Raw genomic sequence first — 24089 nt, 5'->3', positions numbered from 1 at the left:
CAAGGTTAATGGCATCGCTAGGAGGGACGCCGTGGAAAGCACACTCGCCGAAAAGTGGCCCGCCGGCCGGTTCGCGGTCGGCTCGTTCTCCGCCGGGGACGGCCCCGTGTTCCCGGGGCTGGTCACCGGCGACGGGGTCGTCGACCTGCGCACCGTCCCCGGGCTCGCCGCCCACGGGACCGTCCGGGACCTGCTGGACCGCTGGGACGACGCGCTGCCGCTGCTGCGCGCCGCCGACGGCGACCGCCTGCCGCTGGACGGCCTGCGCGTCCACGCGCCCGTCGAACCCCGGCAGATCGTCCAGTCGGGCGCGAACTACCGCACGCACGTCATCGACCTCGCCGTCGCGCACGAACCGGAGGGCGGGCGCCCCGCCGAGCGGGTCCGCGCCGAGACCGCCGCGATGATGGACCGGCGCGCCGCCGAGGACGAGCCGTACGCGTTCATCGGCCTGCCGTCGTCCGTCACCGGTCCCTACGACGACGTGGTGATCCCGTCCTGGTGCGCCGAACCCGACTGGGAACTCGAACTCGCCGCCGTCATCGGCCGCCCCGCCTACCGGGTGCCCGCGTCCGAGGCGCTCGCGCACGTCGCCGGGTACACGATCGCGAACGACGTGACGGCCCGCGAGCTCGTCTTCCGCCGCGACATGCCCGAGATCGGCACCGACTGGCTCCGCGCGAAGAACGCCCCGACGTTCACGCCCCTCGGTCCGTACCTCGTCCCCGCCGAGTTCGTCGACCCCGCCGACCTCCGGGTGACGCTCCGCCTGAACGGCGACGTCATGCAGGACGAGTCGACCGCCGACATGATCTTCGATGTGGCCCGGCTGGTGGCGCACGCGTCCGAGACCGCCCGGCTGCTGCCCGGCGACCTCGTCCTCACCGGCAGCCCCGCCGGGAACGGCAAGCACTGGGGCCGGCTGCTGCGCCCCGGCGACGTCATGGAAGGAACGATCACCGGGCTGGGCGCCCAGCGCAACCGCTGCGTCGCCGAGGAGGCGTGATGCTCGACCGCACCGACCCCGAGGGCGCCATCGCCGCGGCCGCCGCCGCCTGCTCCAACTGGGGACGCTGGGGCGACGACGACGTGCTCGGCACCGTCAACTTCATCGACGAGGCCAAGCGCCGCGAAGGCGCCGCGCTCGTCCGCCGCGGCGCGTCGTTCTCCCTCTCCCAGCGGTTCGACATGAACGGCCCGCAGAAGGGCTGGCGGCGCCGCACCAACCCGGTGCACACCATGCTCGACACCGGCACCGACGCCGCCCTCGGCAACCAGGGCTTCCCGCACGGAATCGGCGGCGCCGACGACGTCGTGTCGATGCCGCTGCAGTGCTCCACCCAGTGGGACGGACTCGGCCACATCTTCGACCACGGCCGCGCCTGGAACGGCCGCCCCGCCGAGAAGGTCGTCACCTCCGAAGGCGACCTGGTCACCGGCATCGAGCACATGGCCGCGCCCGTCGCCGGACGCGGCGTCCTGCTCGACGTCGGCCGCGTCGTCGGCGGCGGCGAGCTCCCCGACGGCTTCGCCATCACCGAGGAGCACCTCCGCGCCACGATCGACGCGCACGGCGTCGCCGTCGGGCGCGGCGACATCGTCTGCGTCCGCACCGGCCACCTCACCCGCGCGCGCCGCGACGGCTGGGGCGACTACGCGGGCGGCCCCGCGCCCGGCCTGTCGTTCACCACCGCGTCCTGGCTGCACCGGACCGAGATCGCCGCGATCGCCACCGACACCTGGGGCTTCGAGGTGCGCCCCAACGAATTCGACGACGCGTTCCAGCCGCTGCACCAGGTCGCCATCCCCAACATGGGCCTCCTCATCGGCGAACTCTGGGACCTCGACGCGCTCGCCGCCGACTGCGCGTCCGACGGCGTCCACGAGTTCTGGCTCACCGCCGGGCCCATCCCCGTCACCGGCGCCGTCGGCGCCCCCGTCAACCCGATCGCGGTCAAATGAACATCGACGTCCACGCCCATGTCCTCCTTCCCGCCGTCGACGCGGCGGTCGCCGACCGGCCCGGCCACGCCGAGCACCGGGCCCTGGACGCCCGCCGCAACGGCCCCGCGTCCCTGCGGGCGAGCGGCGCCATGATCGGCGAACGCCTCCACCGCCTCACCCGGGTCGACGCGCGCCTCGCGGACATGGACGCCGCCGGCGTCGACGTCCAGATCGTCAGCCCGTCCCCGTCCCACTACCACTACTGGGCCGACCGCGACCTCGCCCGCGAGGTCTACCGCCTCGCCAACGAGGGCACCGCCGCGCACTGCGCCGCCTCCGACCGCCTCCACGGCCTCGGCCTCGTCCCCCTGCAGCACCCGGGCCTGGCCGTCGAAGCCCTCGACCACGCGGCGGCGCTCGGCCTCAAAGGCGTCGAGATCTCCTCGCACGCCCCGGGCCGCGAACTCTCCGACCCCGCGCTCGCACCGTTCTGGTCCCGCGCCGAAGCGCACGGCGCCGTCGTCTTCGTCCACCCCTTCGGCTGCACCCTCGACGAACGCCTCGACCGCTTCTACCTGTCGAACATTGTCGGGCAACCCGTCGAGAACGCCGTCGCCCTCTCGCACCTGGTCTTCTCCGGCGTCCTCGACCGCCACCCCGCGCTGAAGGTCCTCGCCGCCCACGGCGGCGGCTACCTGCCCACCTACCTGGGCCGCGCCGACCATGGCCACGCGGTGCGCCCCGAGGCCCGCGAGTGCGCCGACCCACCGAGCACCTACCTGCGCCGCATGTGGTTCGACTCCCTGGTCTACGAACCGTCCGCGCTGCGCGCCCTCATCGACGCCGTCGGCGCCTCCCAGGTCGTCATGGGCTCCGACCACCCGTTCGACATGGGCGTCGACGACCCCGTGGCCCGGATCCGCGCCGCCCTCCCCGAGGTCCCCGCCCGCGACGCCGTCCTGGGCGCCAACGCCACCGCCCTCTTCGCCCTCCCCACCTGACCCCCGTCCCCCCCGACCCACGACCCGACGGCCCGAGACCGCCGACCATCGGCGGAAAGCGAGCCGACGAACCGACAACGCGGGGCCAACAGACGGCGGCGTCCGGAACAGGGGCGGCGGCGCCACGAGGGCACAGGTAGCGGTTACGGGGCGACATGCCCGTTCCGGCGGATGAGGCCCAAGACGGGGCTCGAGTCGGTGGGGTGAGCGGGTGCGGGGTACGGGCGCGGGTCAGAGGTCGAGGACGAGGCGCGGGCCTCGGGAACGGGACACGCAGATCATCATGAAGCCGCCGTCCGCGCGCTCCGCATCGGTCAGGACGGAGTCGCGGTGGTCGGGCTCCCCCTCCAGGACGACCGTCTCGCAGGTGCCGCAGGTCCCTTCGCGGCACGAGGAGAGGACGCCGACACCCGCCTTCTCGACGGCTTCGAGGATGGAGCATCCCGCCGGAATCTCGACCGTCTTGCCGCTCTGGGCGAGCTCGACCTCGAACGCCTCCCGGCGACCGGTGTCGGGGCGGGCGGCGAACCGCTCGGTGCGCAGGGCGCCGGGCGCCCGCTCCCCGCAGCGCTCCTCCACGGCCGCGACCATCGGCTCCGGGCCGCAGCAGTACACGAGCGTCCCCGGTTCGACCGTGGCGAGGGCGGCGTCCAGGTCGGGCAGCCCGGACTCGTCCTGCGGCCGCAGCTCGACGCGGTCCCCGTAGCGGGCCAGCTCGTCGCGGAACGCCATCGCGGAGAGCCTGCGCCCGCCGTACACCAGCCGCCAGTCCGCGCCCGCCGCCTCGGCCGCCGCGACCATCGGCAGGATCGGCGTGATGCCGATACCGCCCGCGAGGAAGAGGTACCGCGGCGCGTCCTCGAGCGCGAAGTTGTTGCGCGGCCCGCGCGTCCGCAGCCGGTCTCCGGGCCGGACGCGTTCGTGCACGAACGTCGAGCCGGGCCCCTCCTTGAAGACGCCCAACCGCCACGTCCCGGCCGCCGGGTCGCCGCACAGCGAGTACTGCCGCACGAGGTCGCCCTCGAGCAGCACGTCGATGTGGGCACCGGGGCGCCACGGCGGCAGCGCTCCCCCGTCCGCGGCCCGCAGGGTCAGCCCCACGATGCCGTCGGCCAGGTCCGTCCTCTCGACGACGACGACCTCGGTCTCGATGGCGTTGTCCGCGGCCACTCGGCCCCTCCGGCGTTCTACGGCGTTCGGTCACGACGACCATGTCGGGAGCCGACCGCGCACGTCAGCCGAGGTTCCGTCAAACGGAAGAACTCTTTCCGAGCGGGCAGCGGGCGCGCCGGGAACGGTTTGTCGTACCCGCGCCGTACGATTCCCTCCGCGCGACCACTGGGGAAGGACGGAGCCATGGACACGTTCGAGCGCCTGCGGGAGATCTGCCTGTCGCTGCCGGAGGCGGTCGAGAAGCCCTTCGGCGATCACACAGCGCCCTCCTTCCGAGTGCGGGACAAACTCTTCGTGATGACGTTCGAGGACGAACTCTCCATCACGTTCAAGGCCGCTCCGGGCGTCCAGGAGGCGCTCATCGCCGAGAACCCCGAACGCTTCTACCGGCCTCCCTACGTCGGCGCCAAGGGCTGGGTGGGCGCACGCCTGGACGTCGACCAGGACTGGGACGAGCTGGCCGAGCTGATCGAAGACAGCTACAGCCTGATCGCCCCCAAACGCCTCTCCGCCCAACTCGACCACCGCTCAGCATCGGAGCGATGACCTCACCCGGTCCGAGCCGCACCGGGTACGCCCTTCGATACACGTGAGGCGGGCCCGAACTCCGGTCCCGAGCCGGCCTTGCGGCGGCGCGGCGCCGGACGTCGACACTTGACGCGATACCCGACGCCCAGGGGTACGGCTTGGGTCAGCGGAGCGAACGCGGGTCGATCATCCAGTGGTTCGAGCGGATGGTCTTGCCGGCGAAGAGGACGTCCCGCTCCCCTACCAGGGTGAAGCCGAGCGAGCGGCAGATGCCGTTCGAAGGGGCGTTCGTCACGCCGGGGAACGCGTGCACGAGGCCCCAGCGGTCCTCGTCCCGCTCCTGTTCGAGCAGCATGCGGACGGCCCGCCGGCCCAGCCCGCGGCCCTGGAACTCCGGCAGCACCATCCAGCCGATCTCGGACAGCCGCTCACCGTCCTTCTCGTGCGACCACAGCGACACGGTCCCGGCCACGGCACCGGAACCGTCCGGGACGATCATTTTGATCCGGGCCGCATCCGACGCCGCGTCTTGCACGTCTCTGCGGACCTTCTCCTCGATGCCCTCGCGCGCGAGCGGGCCGCCGAGTTCGGCCATCATCACCGGGTCGCACCGCATCCGGACGTACGCGTCGACATCACCCGGCTCGACATCACGAAGACGCATGTGAAACTCCGCTCCTCGGTCCGACGCCGGCCCCAACGGCCCCGACGGCCCCGACGGCCGAATACTACGGAGCATCTCGGACGAGCCTTGTGAGCGCTGCACGTCCCTTCGCACACGCGCGGCGACCGGGAATCTCCACGATGGCCGGGTTCGTCGGCTACGGCACCGGCGGCGGCATCCGTGCGGTGGAGCAACTGCGCCGGATCATGGGAGAGCTGAAGATCGCCGACGTGCCCGCCCGGTCGCACTGTCGATGTTCACCGACTTCACCGTCACGGAACCGGCCGACCCGACCGACCCGGGCGCCTGCGCCTCCGCCCCCGCACCACGCCGCCCCCTCACCCGGATGCTGGAGGAGATCGTCACCTAGTCCGCGGCGCTGGCGCCGCTGCGCGCGGAGCGTCGGCCGGCGAACCTCCTGAGCCGCGGAACCCGGTTCCTGTCGGCGGCTCACCAGCGGTGGTTGTTCGTCCGGTTGCCTGCCTTTGGACGTCGTCGGCGAGGCAGGGTGGAACGGGGTCAGCAGCGGCGGGGGCGGGAGAGGGAGCGCAGGCGTTCGGTGATGCGGGTCAAAGTGGCGTCGTCCGGGGTCCAACCGCGGTGCAGGAGTGCGGTCAGGAGCGCCTCCAAATAGGGGGCCGGACGGGACAGGAAATCGCGGGTGACGGGAATCAGTTCCCACTTCATCTCCTCTGCGAGCCATTTGCGGCGTCGGCGGTCGCGGGTGCGCGCGGCCGCGCCGGTGTGGTGCCGTTCGCCGTCGTATTCGAGGCCGACGCGGAAATCCGCGTAGCCGAGGTCCACGTAGAGCATGCGGTCGTTGGGGCCCATGACCGGGACCTGGCAGGCCGGGCGGGGGAATCCGGCGTCGACGACGGCGACCTTGGTCCAGCTCTCGCCGGGTGACGCGGATCCGCGGTCGCCGAGGCGGAGGACCTCGCCGAGCCGGGTGTTGCCCCGGTAGCCCGGGAGGGTGCGGGCCATCTTCCTGAGCTCGGCGGCCTCGACGCCGCGCCTGAGGAACTGGTCGAGGCCGGCGACGGCCTCACAGCGGGGCAGCCAGCGGGCGCAGTCGAGGGCGGTGCGGGCCGGTGAGGTGAGCCGTACATGTTCTCTCTCCACGGTGTGCTCGGCGGGCATGGGCGTCTCGGGGTCGGACGGGTCGACGAGGTCGACGGGCCAGTCGGCCTCGCGCACGCCCGGGGGTAAGACGTCGAGGCTCCAGAGTTAGGCGGCCGTGCGGCGGGCGATCAGGACCTCGTCGGGGAGGAGGCTGCTGAGCATGGCGGCCCGCGTCTCGAGCGACGCTCCCTTGACGGGGACGTAGTAGACGTCCCGGCCGATGGGGGTGACGAGGTTTCCGGGGCCGCGTTTCCAGGTGAGTGTGAAGCCGTTCATGGAGACGATGCTGCCCGCCCGGCGATGGGGCGTGGAAGGGCTCGCGAAATTGTGGATAACTTCGATTCGGCGCCCATTTTCGCCCCGGTATGTCGCATATGGAGGCGTTCTTGGCTCCGCCCGTTCACGGTATGGCGAGCGGGCGCGGCGTCAGTGTGCCGGTTCGGCCGTCACCGGACCGGGGCGGACGTCCACGGCCCACCGGGCGATGCGGGTGATCAGGTCGGGGGTGGCGGCGACCTCGGCGTGCCCGAAGGACGGCTCGACCCACAGTTCGCGCGGCTCCCGGGCGGCCCCGTAGAGCTGGTGGGCGTGCTCCAGCGGGAAAAAGGCGTCCGCGTCGCCGTGGACGACCAGGAGCGGGACGGGCGCGATGCGGCCGGCGAGCTCGTGCGGGGCCTCGGGAACGGGGTCCCAGCCCCTGGGGGCGATGCGGGTGCCGCGGGCGAGCCGGACGGCGAGCCGGCCGCTGCGGCGCTCGACGGCCCAGTGGACCCGCCGCATCGGGACGGTGCCGCGGTAGTACCAGCGGGCGGGGGCGCTGACGGAGACGACGGCGTCGACGCCGCCGTGCAGGGCGGCGTGCCGGACCGCGATGGCGCCGCCCATGGAGAACCCGGTGACGACGATGCGCCCGTAGCCGCGGCGGCGGGCGGCGCCGACGGCCGCCTCGAGGTCGAAGACCTCGCGGTCGCCCACGGTGGAGCGGCCCCCGGACGCGCCGTGGCCGCGGAAGTCGAGGCCGACGACGCCCCCGAAGCGGTTCAGGACCCCGGCGATGCGCCGCAGCGCGGGCTGCCGCCACGAGCAGGTGAACCCGTGCGCGAGCACGAAGCAGAGGCCGTCCGGGCCCCGGAAGTGCCCGGCGTCGATGCGGACGCGGTCGGCGGTGTAGAGGGTGAGCGGTTCGGGAGTCGGCACGCCTCCGATGATCGCGCAGCGGAATGCGGGCTGAACAGCCGGGTCGCGGGGTAGGTAGGCGATCGTGTCGGGAGGGCTGGTCGGTCGGGCGGCGACCATGCGACGAGGATGAAGGCGCGGCCGCAGCGGCGGGAGGGAACGTCGCCGGACGGCGTCATCGCGTCGTCTGCGCGCGCGCACGAGCGTGCCGCGATACTGCTGGAACGGATGGCCGCGGCGCACCCGGAAGAGGCCGAACTGCACTTGGAGGCCGCCCTGCGGCACCGCCGGTGGGCCGAACGGGACCGGGAGACCGCGGAGCGGTACGCGCCCGGCGGTTGAACTGATCAGGAGGATGCATGCGCATCGGTGTTTCGCTCGGCGAACGGAGCGGGCCGGACGCCCTCGCCAGGTTGGGGGACGACGTCCGCAGGGCCGCGGACGACGGGTTCGCGTCGGCGTGGATGTCGAACATCTTCGGGATGGACGCGCTGACGGCGCTCGCCGTCGCGGGGAGCGGCGTCCCGGGGATCGAGCTCGGGACGGCGGTCGTCCCGTCGTATCCGCGGCATCCGGCGGCGATGGCGCAGCAGGCGCGGACGGTGGCGCTCGCGCTGGACGGACGGCTGACGCTCGGCATCGGCCTGTCGCACAAGGTCGTCATTGAGGACATGTACGGGTTCGACTTCGGACGTCCGCTGCGGCACATGGACGAGTACCTGTCGGTGCTGCTGCCGCTGCTGAACGACGAGACGGCGGTGTTCGACGGCGACACGGTGCGCGGGCACATCTCGCTCAGCGTGCCGAACGAGGGGCGGGTGCCCGTGCTGCTCGCCGCGCTGGGCCCGAAGATGCTGAAGCTGGCGGCGGACCGGACGGACGGGACGGTGCTGTGGATGACGGGGCCCGCGACCGTGCGCGACCACATCGCGCCGACGATCACGGACGCCGCCGAGGCCGCGGGCAGGCCCGCCCCGCGGATCGTCTGCGTGCTCCCCGTCTGCGTCACGGACGACGCGGAGCGCGCGCGGGAACGCGCGGCGATGGCGTTCGAGGTGTACGGGACGCTGCCCTCCTACCGGGCGATGATGGACCGGGAGGGGGCGAAGGGCCCGGAGGACCTCGCGATCATCGGGGACGAGGACGCGGTCGGCGCCCGGCTGGAGGAGCTGGACGCCGCGGGCGTCACCGACTTCGTGGCCGGGGAGTTCATGCCGGGCGAGGACCGGGCTCGGACGCGCGGGTTCCTGAAGTCGCTCACGGCGCGGTGATTCCGTAGAGGCTGCCGCCGGGGTCGGCGAAGCAGCCGGAGCGCGCGAGGCGGGCCTCGCGCGCTCCGTCATGCCGGCCGCCTGGCGGGTGCTCACACCGATACGCGGCGCGGAGCGCCGATTTACCTGCTGATAACCTTGCGGTCCAAGCGTGCCCGGAGCGAAGTCCGGTGCGAACCCGGCGCTGTCCCGCAACTGTGGTGCCTCCCCCGAGAAGGCCGAGCCAGGTCGCCTCCGCGCGCGCCGACGACCATCGACCTCGTGGAAGGGCGATCCGTCCTGCGCGGGCCGCGGCTTCCCTGCATCCAGGAGGCTCCTGTGAGACCCGTACGCGCGCTCGGCGCGGCCATCGTGTTCGGCGTCGTGACGCTCGCCTCGGCGTGCGGCGGCGGAGGCGGCGAGAAGGAGGCCGCCGCGGGCGGCGCCGTCACCGTCCAGGCGGCCAACGGCGCGGTCCAGATCCCGGAGAAGCCCGGGAAGATCGTGTCGCTGTCCCCCACGCACACCGAGACGCTGTACGCGATCGGCGCCGGCCCCCAGGTGGTCGCGGTGGACGAGTACTCCACGCACCCCGAGAACGCGCCGCGCACGAAGCTGTCGGGCTTCAAGCCGAACGCGGAGGCGATCATCGGGTACGAGCCCGACCTGGTCGTCCTGTCCGACGACATGAACGGCATCGTCAAGGCCCTGGAGAAGGTGGGCGTCCCGGTCCTGCTGGAGCCGGCCGCGACGAACCTCGACGAGGCGTACGACGAGATCGCCGACCTCGGGAAGGCCACCGGGCACGAGGCCGAGGCGACCGAGCTCGTCAAGACGATGCGCGCGGACATCGAGCGGAGCGTCGCCGCGGCGGGCGGCTCCGGCGACCTGACGTACTACCACGAGCTGGACGACCAGCTGCACACCGTGACGTCCAAGACGTTCATCGGCCAGGTGTACGGGCTGTTCGGCCTGAAGAACATCGCGGACGCGGCCGAGGGCGCCAGCGGCGGCTACCCGCAGCTGTCCCGCGAGTACCTGCTCGAGCAGGACCCCGACCTCGTGTTCCTCGCCGACACCCGGTGCTGCGGGCAGAACGCCGGGACGGTCGCCGAGCGCCCCGGGTGGGGCGACCTGAAGGCCGTCGCGGACGGCGGCGTGGTGGAGCTCGACGACGACGTCGCGTCCCGCTGGGGCCCGCGCCTGCCGGAGTTCGTGAAGTCGATCGGTGACGCCGTCCAGAAGGTCCGGTGACGACCGGGACGGAGGGCGCTCGGCCGTGAAGGTCCGGATCCCCCGGTCCGACGCCCGGACCGCCCCCCGGACGGAACCGGACGCCGGCCGCGTGCAGGCGCGGCTGCGGCCGGTGCCGCTCGGCGCGGCGACCGCCCTGCTGGCGGCCGTCCTGCTGACCGGCCTGTTCGCGGGCGCCGCGGACCTTCCGCTCGGCGGGGTGCTCGCGGCGCTCGCCGACCGGCTGCCGTTCGTGCGCCTCGACTCCGGCCTGTCGGTGATCGAGGAGAACGTGCTGTTCGAGCTGCGGCTCCCCCGGGTGCTGATGGCGGCGCTGGTCGGCGGGATGCTCGCCATGGCCGGGGCCGGCTACCAGGGCGTGTTCCGCAACCCGCTCGCCGACCCGTACCTCCTCGGCGCCGCCTCGGGGGCGGGCGTCGGGGCGACGCTGGTGATCGTGCTGCTGCACGGCGACCTCGGGTACGGGGTGCCGCTCGCCGCGTTCGCCGGGGCCCTGTTCGGCGTGGTCCTCGCGTACGCGCTGGGCCGGACGGCGAACGCGGCGGGCGGCGCGGCGACGCTCGTCCTGTCCGGGGTGGCGGTGTCGTCGTTCCTCGCGGCCGTGCAGACGTTCCTGCAGCAGCTCGGGTCGGAGGAGCTGAACCGGATCTACGCGTGGATCCTCGGCGGGGTCGGCGGCGCCGACTGGGCGCAGCTCGCCCTCATCGGCCCGTACGCGCTGGTCTCGACGATCGTCCTGCTCGCGCACGGCCGCCTGCTGGACGTGCTGAGCGTCGGCGACGAGGAGGCCGCGTCGCTCGGGCTGTCGGCGCAGCGGGTGCGGCTGACGGTGCTGGTCGCGGCGTCGCTGGCGACGGCGTGCGCGGTCGCGGTCAGCGGGCTGATCGGGTTCGTCGGCATCGTGGTGCCGCACGTGGTGCGGCGGCTGGCCGGCGGCTCCTACCGGGTGGTGCTGCCGCTGTCGCTGCTCGGCGGCGCGGCGTTCCTGGCGGTCGCCGACCTGATCGCGCGGACCGTCGTCGCGCCCGGCGAGTTGCCGCTGGGCGTGGTGACGGCGTTCGTCGGCGGGCCGTTCTTCGTCGCGGTGCTGCGCGCGAGCCGCAGGCAGGTGGACACGTGACGGTCGGTGTGCGGGGGCTCGGCGTGGAGCTGGGCGGACGGCCGGTGCTGGCCGGGGTGTCGCTGGACGTCCCGGCCGGTTCGTGGACGGCGGTGATCGGGCCGAACGGGGCGGGCAAGTCGACGCTGCTGCGCTCGGTCCTCGGGCTGCTGCCGGTCGAGGGCGAGGTGCGGGTCGCGGGCGAGGACCTGCGGGCCCTCAAGCCGCGGCAGCGGGCCCGGGTGGTCGCGTACGCGCCGCAGGCGCCGAACCTTCCGCTCGGGATGACGGTCTTCGACTACACGCTGCTGGGCCGCTCCCCCTATATCCCTCACCTCGGCCGAGAGAGCGCGCGGGACCGGGCGATAGTGAGCGAGGTGCTCGACCGCCTCGACCTCACGGCCTTCGCAGGGCGCGCTCTGGACCACCTCTCGGGCGGTGAGCGCCAGCGTGTGGTCCTGGCGCGCGCGCTCGCGCAGCAGACGTCCGTCCTGCTCCTGGACGAACCGACGTCCGCGCTCGACATCGGCCACCAGCAGCAGGTGATGGAGCTGATCGACCGGCTGCGGCTGTCGGACGGGCTGACCGTGGTGACGACCATCCACGACCTGACGCTGGCCGGACAGTACGCCGACGCGCTCGTCCTGCTGTCGGGCGGCCGGGTCGCGGCGGCCGGGACGCCCGCCGAGGTCCTGACCCGGGACGCGATCGAGGAGCACTTCGACGCGCGCGTCCACGTCGCCGAGGGCCCCGGCGGGCGGCCCGTCCTCTCCCTGGAGCGCCCATGAGCGAAGCGTCGCCGATTCTCGAGCGGACCTGGCGGACGGAGGACGGCGCCCGGCTCGCCTCGACCGTGTGGCGCGCGGGCGGCGGGTGCCGCGCGATCTCGTCGGCGATGGTCGGCGGCGGGATCGGGCCGATCCGCTGGGTGCTGAACGCGCAGGTCCCGGGCGGCTACTCGCGCACCGACCCGGTCGCGCACCTGCACGAGCTCGCCGCGTCCCACGGCCTGGACGGCCCGGGCGTCGGGATGCTGACGGCCGCCGCCGTCGACCGGACGGTCCGCGGCGCGGACGGCGGCGTCGGCGTCGCGGCGACCGTCGGGCTGCGGGTCCCGACGTGGGCGGCGGCCCCGGCGGGCGCGCCCGACCCCGAGCTGGCGCCGATGCGGCTCGACGGCCCTCCGCCCCCGCGCGGCGGGCCGCCCGCGGCCGTGCCGCCGCGGCCCGGAACGATCAACATCCTCGCCGTGCTGCCGGTCCCGCTGACCGACGCGGCGCTGGTGAACGCGGTGGTCACGGCGACGGAGGCGAAGACGCAGGCGCTTCTGGAGGCCGGGTTCCCGTGCACGGGCACCGCGTCGGACGCCGTGTGCGTCGTCGTCCCGGAGGCGGGGACGCCCGAGCCGTTCGCGGGACCGCGCTCGATGTGGGGCGCGCGGCTCGCGCGGGCCGTCCACGGGGCCGTGCGCGCGGGCGCGCTCGACTACGCCGCGCTGCTGGCAGAGCGCCGCTAGGCCCGTCCGGGTCCGGCACCGTCCAGAGCCACACCGTCCAGCGCCGAGCGGGCCATGGCGTGCAGGAGGTCGGCCATCGCGGCGCGGTCCAGGCCGGCCGCGCTGCGCGGGGTGGAGTTGAGGAGCCCGAAGCAGGCGTGGACGGCCGCGCGGGTGCGGTCGTCGGGCGGCGCGGGCGTCCGGCGGCGCAGGACGCCGACCCACTCCTCCACGTACGCGCGCTGCAGCCGGCGGACGCGGTGCCGCTGCTCCTCGGGGACGTTGTCGAGTTCGCGCTCGTGCACGGTGATCAGCGCGGGGTTGTCCAGCGCGAACGCGATGTGCCAGCGCAGCAGCCCGTCCAGCGCGCGGGAGGGGTCGGGGTCGGCGGCGCGGCGGGCCCCCTCGGCGAGCAGGCGTTCGCTGATGTCCAGCAGCATCTCGGCGAGGACCGCCTCCTTCCCGCGGAAGTGCCGGTAGAGGGCGGGGCCGGTGAGCCCGACGGCGCGGCCGACGTCGCCGATGGACGTGCCGTGGTAGCCGCGGCGCGCGAACAGTTCGGCGGCGGCGGCGAGGAGCTCCGCCCGGCGCGGGTTCGGCGGCGCCGCGGGTCCGGGCGCGTCCGGGGCCGCCCCGGCGGGTCGGGAGGTCATGCGGCAAGTGTAGACGAACGCAGTTAATGAGCATTAACATCGGAGTTGTTAACGAGCATTAACAGGGAAGGGCACCATGACCGGACCCGAGATCGGCACGCGCGCCGACGTCGCGGGCGAGGCGTTCAAGGCCAACGCCGCGCACAACGAGGCGCTGGTCGCGGAGCTGCGCGAGCACGTGGACCGCGCCGGGCGCGGCGGTCCCGAACGGGCCCGCGAACGGCACGTCGCGCGCGGCAAGCTGCTGCCCCGCGACCGCGTCGACACGCTCCTCGACCCCGGCTCGCCGTTCCTCGAACTGTCGCCGCTGGCCGCGGCCGGCATGTACGGCGACGAGGCGCCCGGCGCCGGGATCATCACCGGGGTCGGCCGCGTCTCCGGCCGCGAGTGCGTGGTCGTCGCCAACGACGCGACCGTGAAGGGCGGCACCTACTACCCGGTCACGGTCAAGAAGCACCTGCGGGCGCAGGAGGTGGCGCTCCACAACCGCCTCCCCTGCGTCTACCTGGTCGACTCCGGCGGCGCGTTCCTGCCCCGCCAGGACGAGGTTTTCCCCGACCGCGAGCACTTCGGCCGCATCTTCTTCAACCAGGCCACGATGTCGGAGCGCGGCATCCCGCAGATCGCGGCCGTCATGGGCTCCTGCACCGCGGGCGGCGCGTACGTGCCGGCGATGAGCGACGAGGCCGTGATCGTCCGCGGCCAGGGCACGATCTTCCTCGGCGGCCCGCCGCTGGTGAAGGCCGCGACGGGCGAGGTCGTGACGGCCGAGGAGCTGGGCGGCGGCGAGCTGCACTCCCGCACGTCCGGCGTCACCGACCACCTCGCCGAGGACGACGCGCACGCGCTGCGGATCGTCCGCGACATCGTCGGGACGCTCGGGCCGCGCGCGCCCCGCCCCTGGGACGTCGCGCCGTCCGAGGAGCCCGCCGTCGACCCGTCCGAGCTGTACGGGGTCGTCCCGCCGGACGCCCGCACGCCGTACGACGTCCGCGAGGTCATCGCCCGGATCGTGGACGGCAGCCGGTTCCAGGAGTTCAAGAAGGAGTACGGGACGACGCTCGTCACCGGCTTCGCGCGCATCCACGGGCACCCGGTCGGGATCGTCGCCAACAACGGCATCCTGTTCGGCGAGTCGGCGCAGAAGGGCGCGCACTTCATCGAGCTGTGCGACCGCCGCAGCGTCCCGCTGGTGTTCCTGCAGAACATCACCGGGTTCATGGTGGGGCGCGAGTACGAGGCGAGCGGCATCGCCAAGCACGGCGCGAAGATGGTGACGGCCGTGGCGTGCGCGCGCGTCCCCAAGTTCACCGTCGTGATCGGCGGCTCGTTCGGCGCGGGGAACTACGCCATGTGCGGCCGGGCGTACTCCCCCCGGTTCCTGTGGATGTGGCCGAACGCCCGCATCTCGGTCATGGGCGGCGAGCAGGCCGCGAGCGTCCTGGCGACCGTCCGGCGCGACCAGATGGAGGCGCGCGGCGAGGACTGGCCCGCCGAGGACGAGGAGAGGTTCAAGGCGCCGATCCGCGAGCAGTACGAGGACCAGGGGAATCCGTACTACTCCACGGCGCGGCTGTGGGACGACGGGGTGATCGACCCGCGCGACACCCGGCGGGTGCTCGGGCTCGGGCTGTCGGTCGCGGCGAACGCACCGCTGGAGCCGGTCGGCTACGGCGTCTTCCGGATGTGAGGGTCTGATGTTCGACAGCGTCCTGGTCGCCAACCGGGGTGAGATCGCCGTCCGCGTGTTCCGCACGCTGCGGCGGCTCGGCGTGCGGTCGGTGGCCGTCCACACCGCGGCCGACGCGGGGGCCCGGCACGTGCGCGAAGCGGACGAAGCGCTGCTCGTCCCGTCCTATCTGGACGTCGAGGCGGTGATCGGCGCGGCCCGCGCGGCGGGCGCGCGGGCCGTCCACCCCGGGTACGGGTTCCTCGCGGAGAACACGGCGTTCGCGCGGGCCTGCGGCGACGCGGGCCTGGTGTTCATCGGCCCGCCCGCCGAGGCCATCGAGGCGATGGGCGACAAGATCCGCGCGAAGCGGACGGTCGCCGCGGCCGGCGTCCCGGTCGTCCCCGGACGGGACGAGGCGGGCCTGTCCGACGAGGAGCTGCGGGCCGCCGCGCTGGAGATCGGCCTGCCGGTGCTGCTCAAGCCGTCGGCGGGCGGCGGCGGCAAGGGCATGCGGCTGGTGCGGGACCCGGCCGACCTGCCGGACGCGGTCGCGTCCGCCCGGCGCGAGGCGCGCGGCTCGTTCGGCGACGACACCCTCCTCGTCGAGCGGTTCGTGGAGAATCCCCGGCACATCGAGATCCAGGTGTTCGCGGACGCGCACGGCAACGCCGTCCACCTGGGCGAGCGCGAGTGCAGCCTCCAGCGGCGGCATCAGAAGATCGTCGAGGAGGCGCCGTCGCCGCTGCTGGACGCGGCGGCCCGCGAGCGGATGGGCGCCGCCGCCGTCGCCGCCGCGCTGGCCGTCGGGTACACCGGCGCGGGGACGGTCGAGTACATCGTGTCGGCCGACCGGCCCGACGAGTTCTTCTTCATGGAGATGAACACCCGGCTCCAGGTCGAGCACCCGGTGACCGAACTCGTCACCGGCCTCGACCTGGTCGAACTCCAGCTCCGCGTGGCGGCCGGGCGGCCGCTGCCGTTCGCGCAGGACGGCGTCCGCCTCGACGGGCACGCGATCGAGGCCCGCGTCTACGCCGAGGACCCGGCGCGCGGCTTCCTGCCGGCCGGCGGGCGCGTCCTCGCCCTGGACGAACCGGACGTGCGGGTCGACTCGGGGCTCGACGTCGGCACCGAGGTCGGCGGCTCCTACGACCCGATGCTCGCGAAGGTGATCGTCCACGGCGCGGACCGCGCCGAGGCCCTGCACCGGCTCGACCGGGCGCTGGCCGGGTACACGCTGCTCGGCGTCCCGACGAACGTCGCGTTCCTGCGGTCGCTGCTGCGGCACCCGGACGTCGTGTCCGGCGACGTCGACACCGGCCTGGTCGAGCGCGCCCTCGACGACCTCGTCGGCGACGGGTCCGTCCCGCCGGAGGCGCTCGCCGCCGCCGCGCTGGAGCGGATGCACGCCCTCGAGTCCGGCGACGACCCGTGGACGATCCCCGACGGCTGGCGGCCCGGCGAGCACGCCTGGGCGCGCTGGATCATCACGCCCGCGGGCGGGGAGCCGGTCGAGGTGCGGGTGCAGGGCCGCGCGTCGGCCGCGCGGGTCCGCGTCGGCGACGGCGAGCCCGTCGAGGCGTCCCTGCGCGGCACGACCCTCACCTACGCCGGACGGACGATCGCGTTCGCCGCCGCCCGCGACGGCGACACGCTGTGGCTCGGCCGCGAGGGGCGCGCGTGGGCGCTCGGCGAGCACGTCGCCGCCGAGGGCGGCGCGGCGGCGGCCGGCGCGGGCGACGGCGTGCTGCGCAGCCCGATGCCCGGGACCGTCCTGGCCGTCAAGGCGGCCGAGGGCGACCGCGTCGCGGAGGGGCAGCCGCTGGTGGTCGTCGAGGCGATGAAGATGGAGCACACCGTCACCGCGCCCGTCGCGGGCGTCGTGGCGAAGCTGCCGGTCCGCGCCGGCGTCCAGGTCGCCCTGGACGCGGTGCTGGCCGTGATCGAGGAGGCATGACGATGCGCACACCGCTGCCGGGCCTGCCCGAGCGGGTCACGATCTACGAGGTCGGGCCCCGGGACGGCCTGCAGAACGAGAAGGCGATCGTGCCGGCGTCCGTCAAGGCCGAGTTCGTCACCCGGCTCGCGGACGCGGGGCTGCGCACGATCGAGACGACCAGCTTCGTCCACCCCGAGTGGGTGCCCCAGCTCGCGGACGCCGAGGATCTGCTGGCCGTCCTGCCCCGCTCGCCCGACCTGCGGTACCCGGTCCTCGTCCCGAACGCCCGCGGCCTGGACCGGGCGCTCGCCAACGGCGTCACCGAGATCGCCGTGTTCGGCAGCGCGACCGAGTCGTTCGCGCGGCGCAACCTCAACCGGACGGTGGACGAGTCCATCGGGATGTTCGCGCCGGTCGTCGAGCGGGCGCGCGCGCAGGGCCTGTGGGTGCGGGCCTACGTGTCGATGGCGTTCGGCGACCCGTGGGAGGGCGACGTCCCGATCGAGCAGGTCGTGTCCGTCGCGTCCCGGCTGATGGAGCTCGGCTGCTCGCAGCTCAGCATCGGCGACACCATCGGCGTCGGCACCGCCGGGCACGTCACCGCGCTGATCGAGGCGCTCGGCGCCGCCGGGATCGGCCCCGAGCGGCTCGCCGTCCACTTCCACGACACCTACGGGCAGGCCCTCGCCAACACGCTCGCCGCGCTCCGCGCCGGCGTCGCGGTCGTCGACGCGTCCGCCGGCGGCATCGGCGGCTGCCCGTACGCCGAGAGCGCCACCGGCAACCTCGCCACCGAGGACCTCGTGTGGATGCTGCACGGCCTCGGCATCGACACCGGCATCGACCTCGGCGGACTCGCGGCGACCAGCCGGTGGATGGCCGAGCGGCTCGGCCGTCCGAGCCCGTCCCGCGTCGTGCAGGCCCTGTCCCCCGAAACGGAGCAATGATGATCGACTTCAACCTGAGCGCCGAGCAGGAGGAACTGCGGAGCACCGTCGAGCGGTTCGCCCGCGAGACGGTCGCCCCGGTGATCGGCGACCTGTACGAGCGCGGCGAGTTCCCCTACGACATCGTCGCCGCGATGGGGAAGATGGGCCTGTTCGGCCTGCCGTTCCCCGAGGAGCACGGCGGCATGGGCGGCGACTACTTCGCGCTCTGCCTCGCCCTCGAGGAGCTCGCGCGCGTCGACTCGTCCGTCGCGATCACCCTGGAGGCCGGGGTGTCGCTGGGCGCGATGCCGATCTACCGGTTCGGCTCGCCCGAGCAGAAGGCCGCCTGGCTGCCGATGCTGACGTCGGGCGAGCGGCTCGCCGCATTCGGCCTGACCGAGCCGGGCGGCGGCTCGGACGTCCCGGGCGGCATGCGCACCACGGCCCGGCTCGACGGCGACTCGTGGGTGATCAACGGGTCGAAGTCGTTCATCACGAACTCGGGCACGGACATCACCGCGTTCGTCACCGTGACGGCCTTCACCGGCGACGGCGAGATCTCCACGATCATCGTCCCGAACGGCACGCCGGGCTTCACCGTCGGGCGCAAGTACTCGAAGGTCGGCTGGTCGGCGTCCGACACGCGCGAGCTGTCCTTCGACGACGTCCGCGTCCCCGCGGAGAACCTCGTCGGCGAGCGCGGCCGCGGCTACGCGCAGTTCCTCCGCATCCTGGACGAGGGCCGCATCGCGATCGCCGCGCTGTCGGTCGGCCTCGCGCAGGGCTGCGTGGACGAGTGCCTGCGCTACGTCCGCGAGCGCGAGGCTTTCGGCAAGGAGATCGGGCGCTACCAGGCCGTCCAGTTCAAGATCGCCGACATGGAGACGCGGGCCCACACCGCCCGGCTGGCCTACTACGCGGCCGCCGCCCGGCTGCTGGCGGGCGAGCCGTTCAAGAAGGAGGCGGCGATCGCCAAGCTCGTCGCGTCGAACGCCGCCATGGACAACGCCCGCGACGCCACGCAGATCTTCGGCGGCTACGGCTTCATGAACGAGTACGCCGTCGGCCGCTTCTACCGGGACGCGAAGATCCTCGAGGTCGGCGAGGGCACGTCCGAGGTCCAGCGCATGCTGATCGCCCGCGCCCTGGGCCTGCCCCCGGCCTAAGCCCGGAGGAACCGCGTCCCCCACTCGCGGAGGTGCTCGCGCAGCTCCGGCGGGTGGAGGACGCGGAAGTCGGCGCCGACCGAGCCGAGCGCCATCGCCGCCCAGTCCAGCGAGCCGGCGGTGATGCGCACCCGGCAGCGGCCGACGTCCGCCTCCTCGACCGTGCTCCAGCGGCCGATCAGGTCGCGCACCGCCGCGGCGGGCGCGTCCACCAGCGCCTCCACCGCGTGCGGGCGGGGCAGCTCGTCCAGTCCGGCGCGGACGAACGCGGCGGCGTCGTCCGCCGGCAGGTCGCGCGGCCGGTACCTGGCGCCCGTTCCGCGCAGCCCGGTGAGCCGGTCGACGCGGAAGCTGCGCCAGTCGCTCCGGTCGAGGTCGTAGGCGACCAGGTACCACCGGCGCCCCAGCCTGACGAGCCGGTGCGGCTCGACGTGCCGGTCGGTGCGGCGCCCGCCGTCCGCGGTGTAGGCGAACCGGACCCGTTCGGCGTCCCGGCACGCCACCGCGGCCTCGGTGAGCGTCCCCGGGTCGACGGCCGCCCGGTCGGCGCCGCCCCACGCGGCGGGCACCGTCATCGCGCTCAGCGCCTCGACCCGGCGCCGCAGCCGCGCCGGCATCACCCGCACGACCTTCGCCAGCGCCCGCACCGACGGTTCGGCGATGCCCTCCACGGCGCCCTGCGCGGCGGCCTGCAGCCCGACGACCAGGGCCACCGCCTCCTCGTCGTCGATCACCAGCGGCGGCAGCGCGGCGCCCGCCGCGAGCTGGTAGCCGCCGTCGACCCCGCGCCGCGCCTCCACCGGGTAGCCCAGCTCGCGCAGCCGGTCGACGTCCCGGCGCAGCGTGCGCGGCGAGACGCCCAGCCGCTCGGCGAGTTCGTCCCCCGGCCAGTACCGGTGGCTCTGCAGCAGGGACAGCAGCCGGAGCGTCCGCGAGCTCGTGTTCGCCATACCCGAATACTGCCGCATTGCGGTCAAAAACTGACCGTTGTGCCTCGTAGCGTGAGTCTTGTCGAACGGAACAACGGAAGGCGAGGCCCATGACCGACACCATCACCCTCTCCGGTGAGCGCGCCGACCTGCTGGCGATGCTGGGCAAGCACCGGCACTTCCTGCGCTTCACCGTCCGCGGCCTCACCGACGAGCAGGCCCGGACGCGGAGCACCGAAAGCGACCTGACCCTGGGCGGCCTGATCAAGCACGTGTCCGCCGTCGAGCGCGGCTGGGCGGACTTCATCGTGGAGGGCCCGGCCGCGATGGGCGACTTCGACACCATGACCGAGGAGGACTTCGTCCGCCGGAACGACGAGTTCCGGCTGCTCCCCGAGGAGACCCTCGCCGGCGTCCTCGCCGGCTACGACGAGGTCGCGCGCCGCACCGACGCGCTCGTCGCAGAGCTCCCCGACCTGGACGCCGCCCAGCCGCTCCCCCGCGCCCCGTGGTTCGAGCCCGGCGCGTCCTGGAGCGCCCGCCGGGTGCTGATGCACATCGTCGCCGAGACCGCGCAGCACGCCGGCCACGCCGACATCATCCGCGAGGCCCTGGACGGCGCCAAGAGCATGGGCTGAGGCCGCGGCCCGGTGGCGCCCCGCGTCGCCGGGCCCGGCCGGGCACGGTGCCGTTTCACAGCCCTCGCAGCGCCTCGTACAGGTCGTCGCCGTAGGAGGCCCAGCACAGCACCGAGCCGTCGTCGTCGACGCCGCCCATGAGCCACTCCCCCTCGGCGCGCACGAGGCAGAGCCCGTCGAAGGTCAGCACCAGATCGATCGTGTGCGGGGCGACGGGCGCCTCGGCGCGGCCGTCGACCTCCCGGACGTCGAGGGCGGCGGCGGCCTCGGCGGTGAGGACCGCGGCGCGGGCGCAGCCCGACACCGCGCGGACCCGCTCGAGCGTCCATCCGGTGGGAAGGGACATGAGGCGAGGTCAGACGTCGGGCCGGCGCCGCGGCGCGGGACCGTCGCGGCGCTCAGTCCTCGACCGGGCGGTCCGCGGGGCGGGCCTCCAGGACGGCGAAGGCGGCGCCCCGGGCCGGGACGCCGGTCAGCCGCAGGCCCGCGCGGTCGAGGAGGCGCTCGTACTCCGGCCGGGTCCGCTGGCGGCCGCCGTCGGTCATGACGAGCATCTCGAGGTCGATCCAGGGGGCCGGGGTCGGCCGGTCGGAGCGGTCGGCCTCGCCGACGGGCACCGCCTCGCCGATGAGGACGCGCCCGCCGGGGTTCATCGCGCGGCGGCAGTTGCCGAGGACGCGGGCCGCGCGGTCGTCGTCCCAGTCGAGGAGGACGTTGCAGAGCAGGTAGGTGTCGCCCCCTTCCGGCACGGACCGGAAGAAGTCGCCGGAGACGAGGCGGCACCGGCCGGCGAGCCCGGCGGGCGCGGCGGCGATGACCTGCGGCATGTCGAAGAGCACGCCCCGCACCCCGGGGTGGGCGTCCAGCACCGCGGCGACGACCGCGCCGCGGCCGCCGCCGACGTCGACGACCGTGCTCGCGGGCGCGAAGTCGCAGGCGGCGACGGCCGGGGCGAGGAAGCGCCCGGTCACCGACACCATGGCGGCGCCGAACACGGCGCGGTCGGACGGCCGGTCGCGCAGGTGGTCGTAGAGGCCGCGGCCGTGGGCGCGGGGGAAGGCGGGCTCACCGGTGCGGACGCTCGTCTCGAGGGCGCTCCAGGCCGACCGGTGGAACGCGGAGCCGAGCATCTCCGCCCACCCGCGCAGCGACCCGGGCGCCTCGGTGCGGAGCAGGTCGCCGAGCGGGGTGAGCGCGAACCGGCCGTCGCCGTCGTCCTTCAGGAGGCCGACGTCGGCGAGCGCGCGGAGCAGGCGGTGCAGGGCGGGCGGGTCTGCGTCCAGGGAGGCGGCGGCGTCCGCGGCGGTGCGCGGCCCGCGGGCCAGGGCGTCGGCGACGCCCAGGCGGGCGGCGACGCCGATGGCCTGCGACACCCAGGTGCCGGTCGTCAGCGCGAGGAGCGCCTCGCCGAGCGGGTCGTCGGGCATCCGGACGGTCATCGCGCCTCCCAGATCTCGTTCACCGTGCGTCGCACGTCATCACCGAGGGTATCCGACGGGCGGCGACCGAAGATCGAGTCGGCCGCGGCGGTGAGTTCCGGAGACGCGGCGAGTCTGTGTCGGGGCACGGTCGGTTCGAGGTGAACGCGGAGGTGAGGGATAGGATGTCGCGTCCGTCACATTCGGTTGACCTCAAGGTCGGTCGAGGTCGGAGGCTGGAGCGCGGAGAGCAGCGTAGACCCGGCCAGATTGTCCGACCCGCACGGAATACTCCCGAAGTCCTGCGGGTTTAACCGTTCGCGAAAGTGTCAGTCTCTGCAGTATTTTGCTGCGTATCCCCGTGTGAACCATCCCCGGCCCCAGCGTGCCCGCGTGCGCGGGCCTCGAACGATTGGAACGTAAGTTGACCGCTCCCGCGTCTCCCAAGGCGGCGGACGGACCCCAGGAGGCACCGGAACCCGGAGGTCTCGACCGCGGCGTGTTCGCGGTGGCCGGGGTCGTGGTCCTCGGCGCGATCATGTCCATCCTGGACGTGACCGTCGTCAACGTCGCCCTCAACGCGCTCACCGCCGAGTTCAACACCTCCCTCGCCACCATCCAGTGGGTCGCGACGGGGTACACCCTCGCCCTGGCCACCGTGATCCCGATCACGGGCTGGGCGTCGGCGAGGTTCGGCACGAAGCGCCTGTACATGATCTCGATCGCGCTGTTCGTGATCGGTTCGATGCTGGCGGGCCTCGCGTGGTCGGCCGAGTCGCTGATCGCCTTCCGGATCCTGCAGGGCCTCGGGGGCGGCATGATCATGCCCGCGGGCATGACGATCATGACCCAGGCGGCGGGCCCGCAGCGGGTCGGGCAGGTGATGAGCATCGTCGGCATCCCGATGCTGCTCGGCCCGATCGCCGGCCCCATCCTGGGCGGCTACCTCGTCGACGACGTGTCCTGGCGCTGGATCTTCTTCATCAACCTGCCGATCGGCATCATCTCGCTGTTCCTGGCCGCCAGGATCCTCAAGCCCGACACCCCGAAGCCGGCCGAGCGGCTGGACCTCATCGGCCTGCTGCTGCTGTCCCCCGGTCTCGCCCTGCTGATCTACGGCCTGGCGAAGGGCGGCGAGCTGAGCGACTTCCTCGCCGCCGAGGCGCTGCCGTTCACGCTGGCCGGCGCGGTGCTGGTGCTCGGGTTCGTCGCCCGCGCGCTGACCGCCGCGAACCCGCTGATCGACCTGCGGCTGCTCAAGCGCCGCTCGGTCGCCGCCGCGTCCGGGACGATGGTGCTGTTCGCCGTCGCGTTCATGGGCGCCATGCTGCTGATGCCGCTGTACTACCAGGTGGTGCGCGGTGAGGCCGCCATGGCCTCGGGCCTGCTGCTGGCGCCGCAGGGCCTCGGCGCGATGGTCACGATGCCGATCGGCGGGCGGCTCACCGACAAGATCGGCCCCGGGCGGGTCGTGCTGGGCGGTCTCAGCATCGTGATCCTGTCGCTCGGCGGCTTCGCCTTCCAAGTCCAGGAGGACACCTCCTACTGGGCGCTCGGCGCCACGCTGTTCGCGATGGGGCTCGGCATGGGCATGACGATGATGCCGACCATGGCCGCGGCCATCCAGCCGCTCGTGCACGACGAGGTGCCGCGCGCGAGCACGATGCTGAACATCATCCAGCAGGTGGCGGCGTCCATCGGCACGGCGATGATGTCGGTGCTGCTGGCCCGCCAGTTCGCCTCGCAGCTGCCGGCCACGCCGGGCGGCGAGGCCGGTTCGGGCGGAGAGGCCGGGCTGGCCGCGATGAGCGAGATGCCCGCGGAGGTCATGGCGAAGATCGTCGGGCCGATGGCGGACGCGTTCCAGAACACCTTCTGGTACGCGACGGGCCTGCTGCTGCTGGCCTTCCTGCCGGCGCTGGTGCTGCCCCGGCGCAAGCCGGACAACCCCGCGGCCGCCGACGCGCCGATGCCGATGCACTGATCGGCCGCCGCACGGCCGCGAGCCCCGGTCCGGGACGTCCGGACCGGGGCTCGTC

25 protein-coding genes are annotated in these 24089 nt (G+C 73.9%); 16 read left to right on the top strand and 9 right to left on the bottom strand.

Annotated features, from left to right (window positions below; all coding sequences use genetic code 11):
* Window positions 1-31: 31 nt before the first annotated feature.
* From H505_RS0110515 to H505_RS0110505, 3 genes are read left to right on the top strand one after another with little or no spacing between them, the layout of a single operon-like run.
* Entirely contained in the window at window positions 32-1006 is a 975-nt protein-coding gene (locus H505_RS0110515; RefSeq protein ID WP_026401940.1) for a fumarylacetoacetate hydrolase family protein, read from the top strand.
* Window positions 1006-1962: a cyclase family protein gene (locus tag H505_RS0110510; RefSeq protein ID WP_211238444.1), complete on the top strand. Its 957-nt coding sequence runs from the start codon at window positions 1006-1008 to the stop codon at window positions 1960-1962. Before H505_RS0110515 ends, H505_RS0110510 begins: the two co-directional genes overlap by 1 nt.
* The gene (locus H505_RS0110505; protein WP_026401938.1) at window positions 1959-2945 is read left to right on the top strand and encodes an amidohydrolase family protein; all 987 of its coding nucleotides are present in this window, start codon (window positions 1959-1961) and stop codon (window positions 2943-2945) included. Before H505_RS0110510 ends, H505_RS0110505 begins: the two co-directional genes overlap by 4 nt.
* A 231-nt stretch (window positions 2946-3176) precedes the next feature.
* On the opposite strand, the gene H505_RS0110500 is transcribed toward H505_RS0110505, so the two are convergent.
* A complete protein-coding gene (locus tag H505_RS0110500; RefSeq protein WP_026401937.1) occupies window positions 3177-4115 on the bottom strand; it encodes a PDR/VanB family oxidoreductase in 939 nt (312 codons plus the stop codon).
* 186 nt (window positions 4116-4301) lie between these two features.
* On the opposite strand from H505_RS0110500, the gene H505_RS0110495 reads away from it, so the two are divergent.
* Entirely contained in the window at window positions 4302-4664 is a 363-nt protein-coding gene (locus H505_RS0110495) for an MmcQ/YjbR family DNA-binding protein (protein ID WP_026401936.1), read from the top strand.
* Window positions 4665-4809: 145 nt separating this feature from the next.
* On the opposite strand, the gene H505_RS0110490 is transcribed toward H505_RS0110495, so the two are convergent.
* The 4 genes from H505_RS0110490 to H505_RS41110 all read right to left on the bottom strand — a co-directional run bounded on the left by H505_RS0110490 (window position 4810) and on the right by H505_RS41110 (window position 7629).
* Window positions 4810-5310, bottom strand: coding sequence for a GNAT family N-acetyltransferase (locus H505_RS0110490; RefSeq protein ID WP_026401935.1), 501 nt, complete (start codon window positions 5308-5310; stop codon window positions 4810-4812).
* A gap of 519 nt (window positions 5311-5829) precedes the next feature.
* Complete coding sequence (locus tag H505_RS41115; RefSeq protein WP_051300523.1) at window positions 5830-6507, bottom strand: hypothetical protein; 678 nt, start codon at window positions 6505-6507, stop codon at window positions 5830-5832.
* A gap of 30 nt (window positions 6508-6537) precedes the next feature.
* Entirely contained in the window at window positions 6538-6708 is a 171-nt protein-coding gene (locus H505_RS49770) for a hypothetical protein (RefSeq protein ID WP_157432960.1), read from the bottom strand.
* Window positions 6709-6858: 150 nt separating this feature from the next.
* Window positions 6859-7629: an alpha/beta hydrolase gene (locus H505_RS41110; RefSeq protein WP_245592481.1), complete on the bottom strand. Its 771-nt coding sequence runs from the start codon at window positions 7627-7629 to the stop codon at window positions 6859-6861.
* A gap of 108 nt (window positions 7630-7737) precedes the next feature.
* Here H505_RS41110 and H505_RS0110465 point away from each other — a divergent pair, with 108 nt between their 5' ends.
* The 6 genes from H505_RS0110465 to H505_RS41105 all read left to right on the top strand — a co-directional run bounded on the left by H505_RS0110465 (window position 7738) and on the right by H505_RS41105 (window position 12727).
* Window positions 7738-7950: a hypothetical protein gene (locus tag H505_RS0110465; RefSeq protein WP_026401934.1), complete on the top strand. Its 213-nt coding sequence runs from the start codon at window positions 7738-7740 to the stop codon at window positions 7948-7950.
* A gap of 17 nt (window positions 7951-7967) precedes the next feature.
* Window positions 7968-8879 (top strand): LLM class F420-dependent oxidoreductase, encoded by a 912-nt coding sequence (locus tag H505_RS0110460; RefSeq protein ID WP_026401933.1) that lies wholly within the window; start codon window positions 7968-7970, stop codon window positions 8877-8879.
* 318 nt (window positions 8880-9197) lie between these two features.
* Complete coding sequence (locus H505_RS0110455) at window positions 9198-10112, top strand: ABC transporter substrate-binding protein (RefSeq protein ID WP_026401932.1); 915 nt, start codon at window positions 9198-9200, stop codon at window positions 10110-10112.
* Window positions 10113-10203: 91 nt separating this feature from the next.
* Window positions 10204-11232: a FecCD family ABC transporter permease gene (locus H505_RS0110450; protein WP_026401931.1), complete on the top strand. Its 1029-nt coding sequence runs from the start codon at window positions 10204-10206 to the stop codon at window positions 11230-11232.
* The gene (locus H505_RS0110445) at window positions 11229-11999 is read left to right on the top strand and encodes an ABC transporter ATP-binding protein (protein ID WP_026401930.1); all 771 of its coding nucleotides are present in this window, start codon (window positions 11229-11231) and stop codon (window positions 11997-11999) included. Before H505_RS0110450 ends, H505_RS0110445 begins: the two co-directional genes overlap by 4 nt.
* Entirely contained in the window at window positions 11996-12727 is a 732-nt protein-coding gene (locus tag H505_RS41105; RefSeq protein ID WP_034517517.1) for an adenosylcobinamide amidohydrolase, read from the top strand. Before H505_RS0110445 ends, H505_RS41105 begins: the two co-directional genes overlap by 4 nt.
* On the opposite strand, the gene H505_RS0110435 is transcribed toward H505_RS41105, so the two are convergent.
* Window positions 12724-13359, bottom strand: coding sequence for an SACE_7040 family transcriptional regulator (locus H505_RS0110435; protein WP_026401929.1), 636 nt, complete (start codon window positions 13357-13359; stop codon window positions 12724-12726). The genes H505_RS41105 and H505_RS0110435 overlap by 4 nt on opposite strands.
* Before the next feature lie 76 nt (window positions 13360-13435).
* On the opposite strand from H505_RS0110435, the gene H505_RS0110430 reads away from it, so the two are divergent.
* Genes H505_RS0110430 through H505_RS0110415 form a run of 4 tightly spaced genes read left to right on the top strand, consistent with a single transcriptional unit; the run spans window position 13436 to window position 19065 of the window.
* Window positions 13436-15049 carry a carboxyl transferase domain-containing protein gene (locus tag H505_RS0110430; RefSeq protein WP_026401928.1) on the top strand — a complete coding sequence of 538 codons (1614 nt, stop codon included), beginning with the start codon at window positions 13436-13438 and terminating at the stop codon, window positions 15047-15049.
* A gap of 7 nt (window positions 15050-15056) precedes the next feature.
* Entirely contained in the window at window positions 15057-16988 is a 1932-nt protein-coding gene (locus tag H505_RS0110425; protein WP_026401927.1) for an acetyl/propionyl/methylcrotonyl-CoA carboxylase subunit alpha, read from the top strand.
* A gap of 2 nt (window positions 16989-16990) precedes the next feature.
* Window positions 16991-17917: a hydroxymethylglutaryl-CoA lyase gene (locus H505_RS0110420; RefSeq protein WP_026401926.1), complete on the top strand. Its 927-nt coding sequence runs from the start codon at window positions 16991-16993 to the stop codon at window positions 17915-17917.
* Window positions 17917-19065 (top strand): acyl-CoA dehydrogenase family protein, encoded by a 1149-nt coding sequence (locus H505_RS0110415; protein ID WP_026401925.1) that lies wholly within the window; start codon window positions 17917-17919, stop codon window positions 19063-19065. Before H505_RS0110420 ends, H505_RS0110415 begins: the two co-directional genes overlap by 1 nt.
* Here the strand turns inward: H505_RS0110415 and H505_RS0110410 are convergent.
* Window positions 19062-20015 (bottom strand): helix-turn-helix transcriptional regulator, encoded by a 954-nt coding sequence (locus tag H505_RS0110410; protein ID WP_026401924.1) that lies wholly within the window; start codon window positions 20013-20015, stop codon window positions 19062-19064. The two genes, H505_RS0110415 and H505_RS0110410, sit on opposite strands and share 4 nt — an antisense overlap.
* 89 nt (window positions 20016-20104) lie before the next feature.
* Between H505_RS0110410 and H505_RS0110405 the strand changes: the two genes are divergently transcribed.
* Window positions 20105-20632 (top strand): DinB family protein, encoded by a 528-nt coding sequence (locus H505_RS0110405; RefSeq protein WP_026401923.1) that lies wholly within the window; start codon window positions 20105-20107, stop codon window positions 20630-20632.
* Between the two features lie 55 nt (window positions 20633-20687).
* On the opposite strand, the gene H505_RS0110400 is transcribed toward H505_RS0110405, so the two are convergent.
* Both H505_RS0110400 and H505_RS0110395 read right to left on the bottom strand, forming a co-directional pair.
* A complete protein-coding gene (locus H505_RS0110400) occupies window positions 20688-20978 on the bottom strand; it encodes a hypothetical protein (protein ID WP_026401922.1) in 291 nt (96 codons plus the stop codon).
* Window positions 20979-21030: 52 nt separating this feature from the next.
* Window positions 21031-22071, bottom strand: a complete 1041-nt coding sequence (locus H505_RS0110395) for a methyltransferase (RefSeq protein ID WP_026401921.1) — start codon at window positions 22069-22071, stop codon at window positions 21031-21033.
* 403 nt (window positions 22072-22474) lie between these two features.
* On the opposite strand from H505_RS0110395, the gene H505_RS0110390 reads away from it, so the two are divergent.
* Window positions 22475-24034: a DHA2 family efflux MFS transporter permease subunit gene (locus H505_RS0110390; protein WP_026401920.1), complete on the top strand. Its 1560-nt coding sequence runs from the start codon at window positions 22475-22477 to the stop codon at window positions 24032-24034.
* Window positions 24035-24089 lie beyond the last annotated feature (55 nt).

The sequence above is a fragment of the Actinomadura rifamycini DSM 43936 genome, assembly GCF_000425065.1.
GTDB lineage: Bacteria > Actinomycetota > Actinomycetes > Streptosporangiales > Streptosporangiaceae > Spirillospora > Spirillospora rifamycini.
This window is presented reverse-complemented; position numbering and strand designations above follow the sequence as displayed.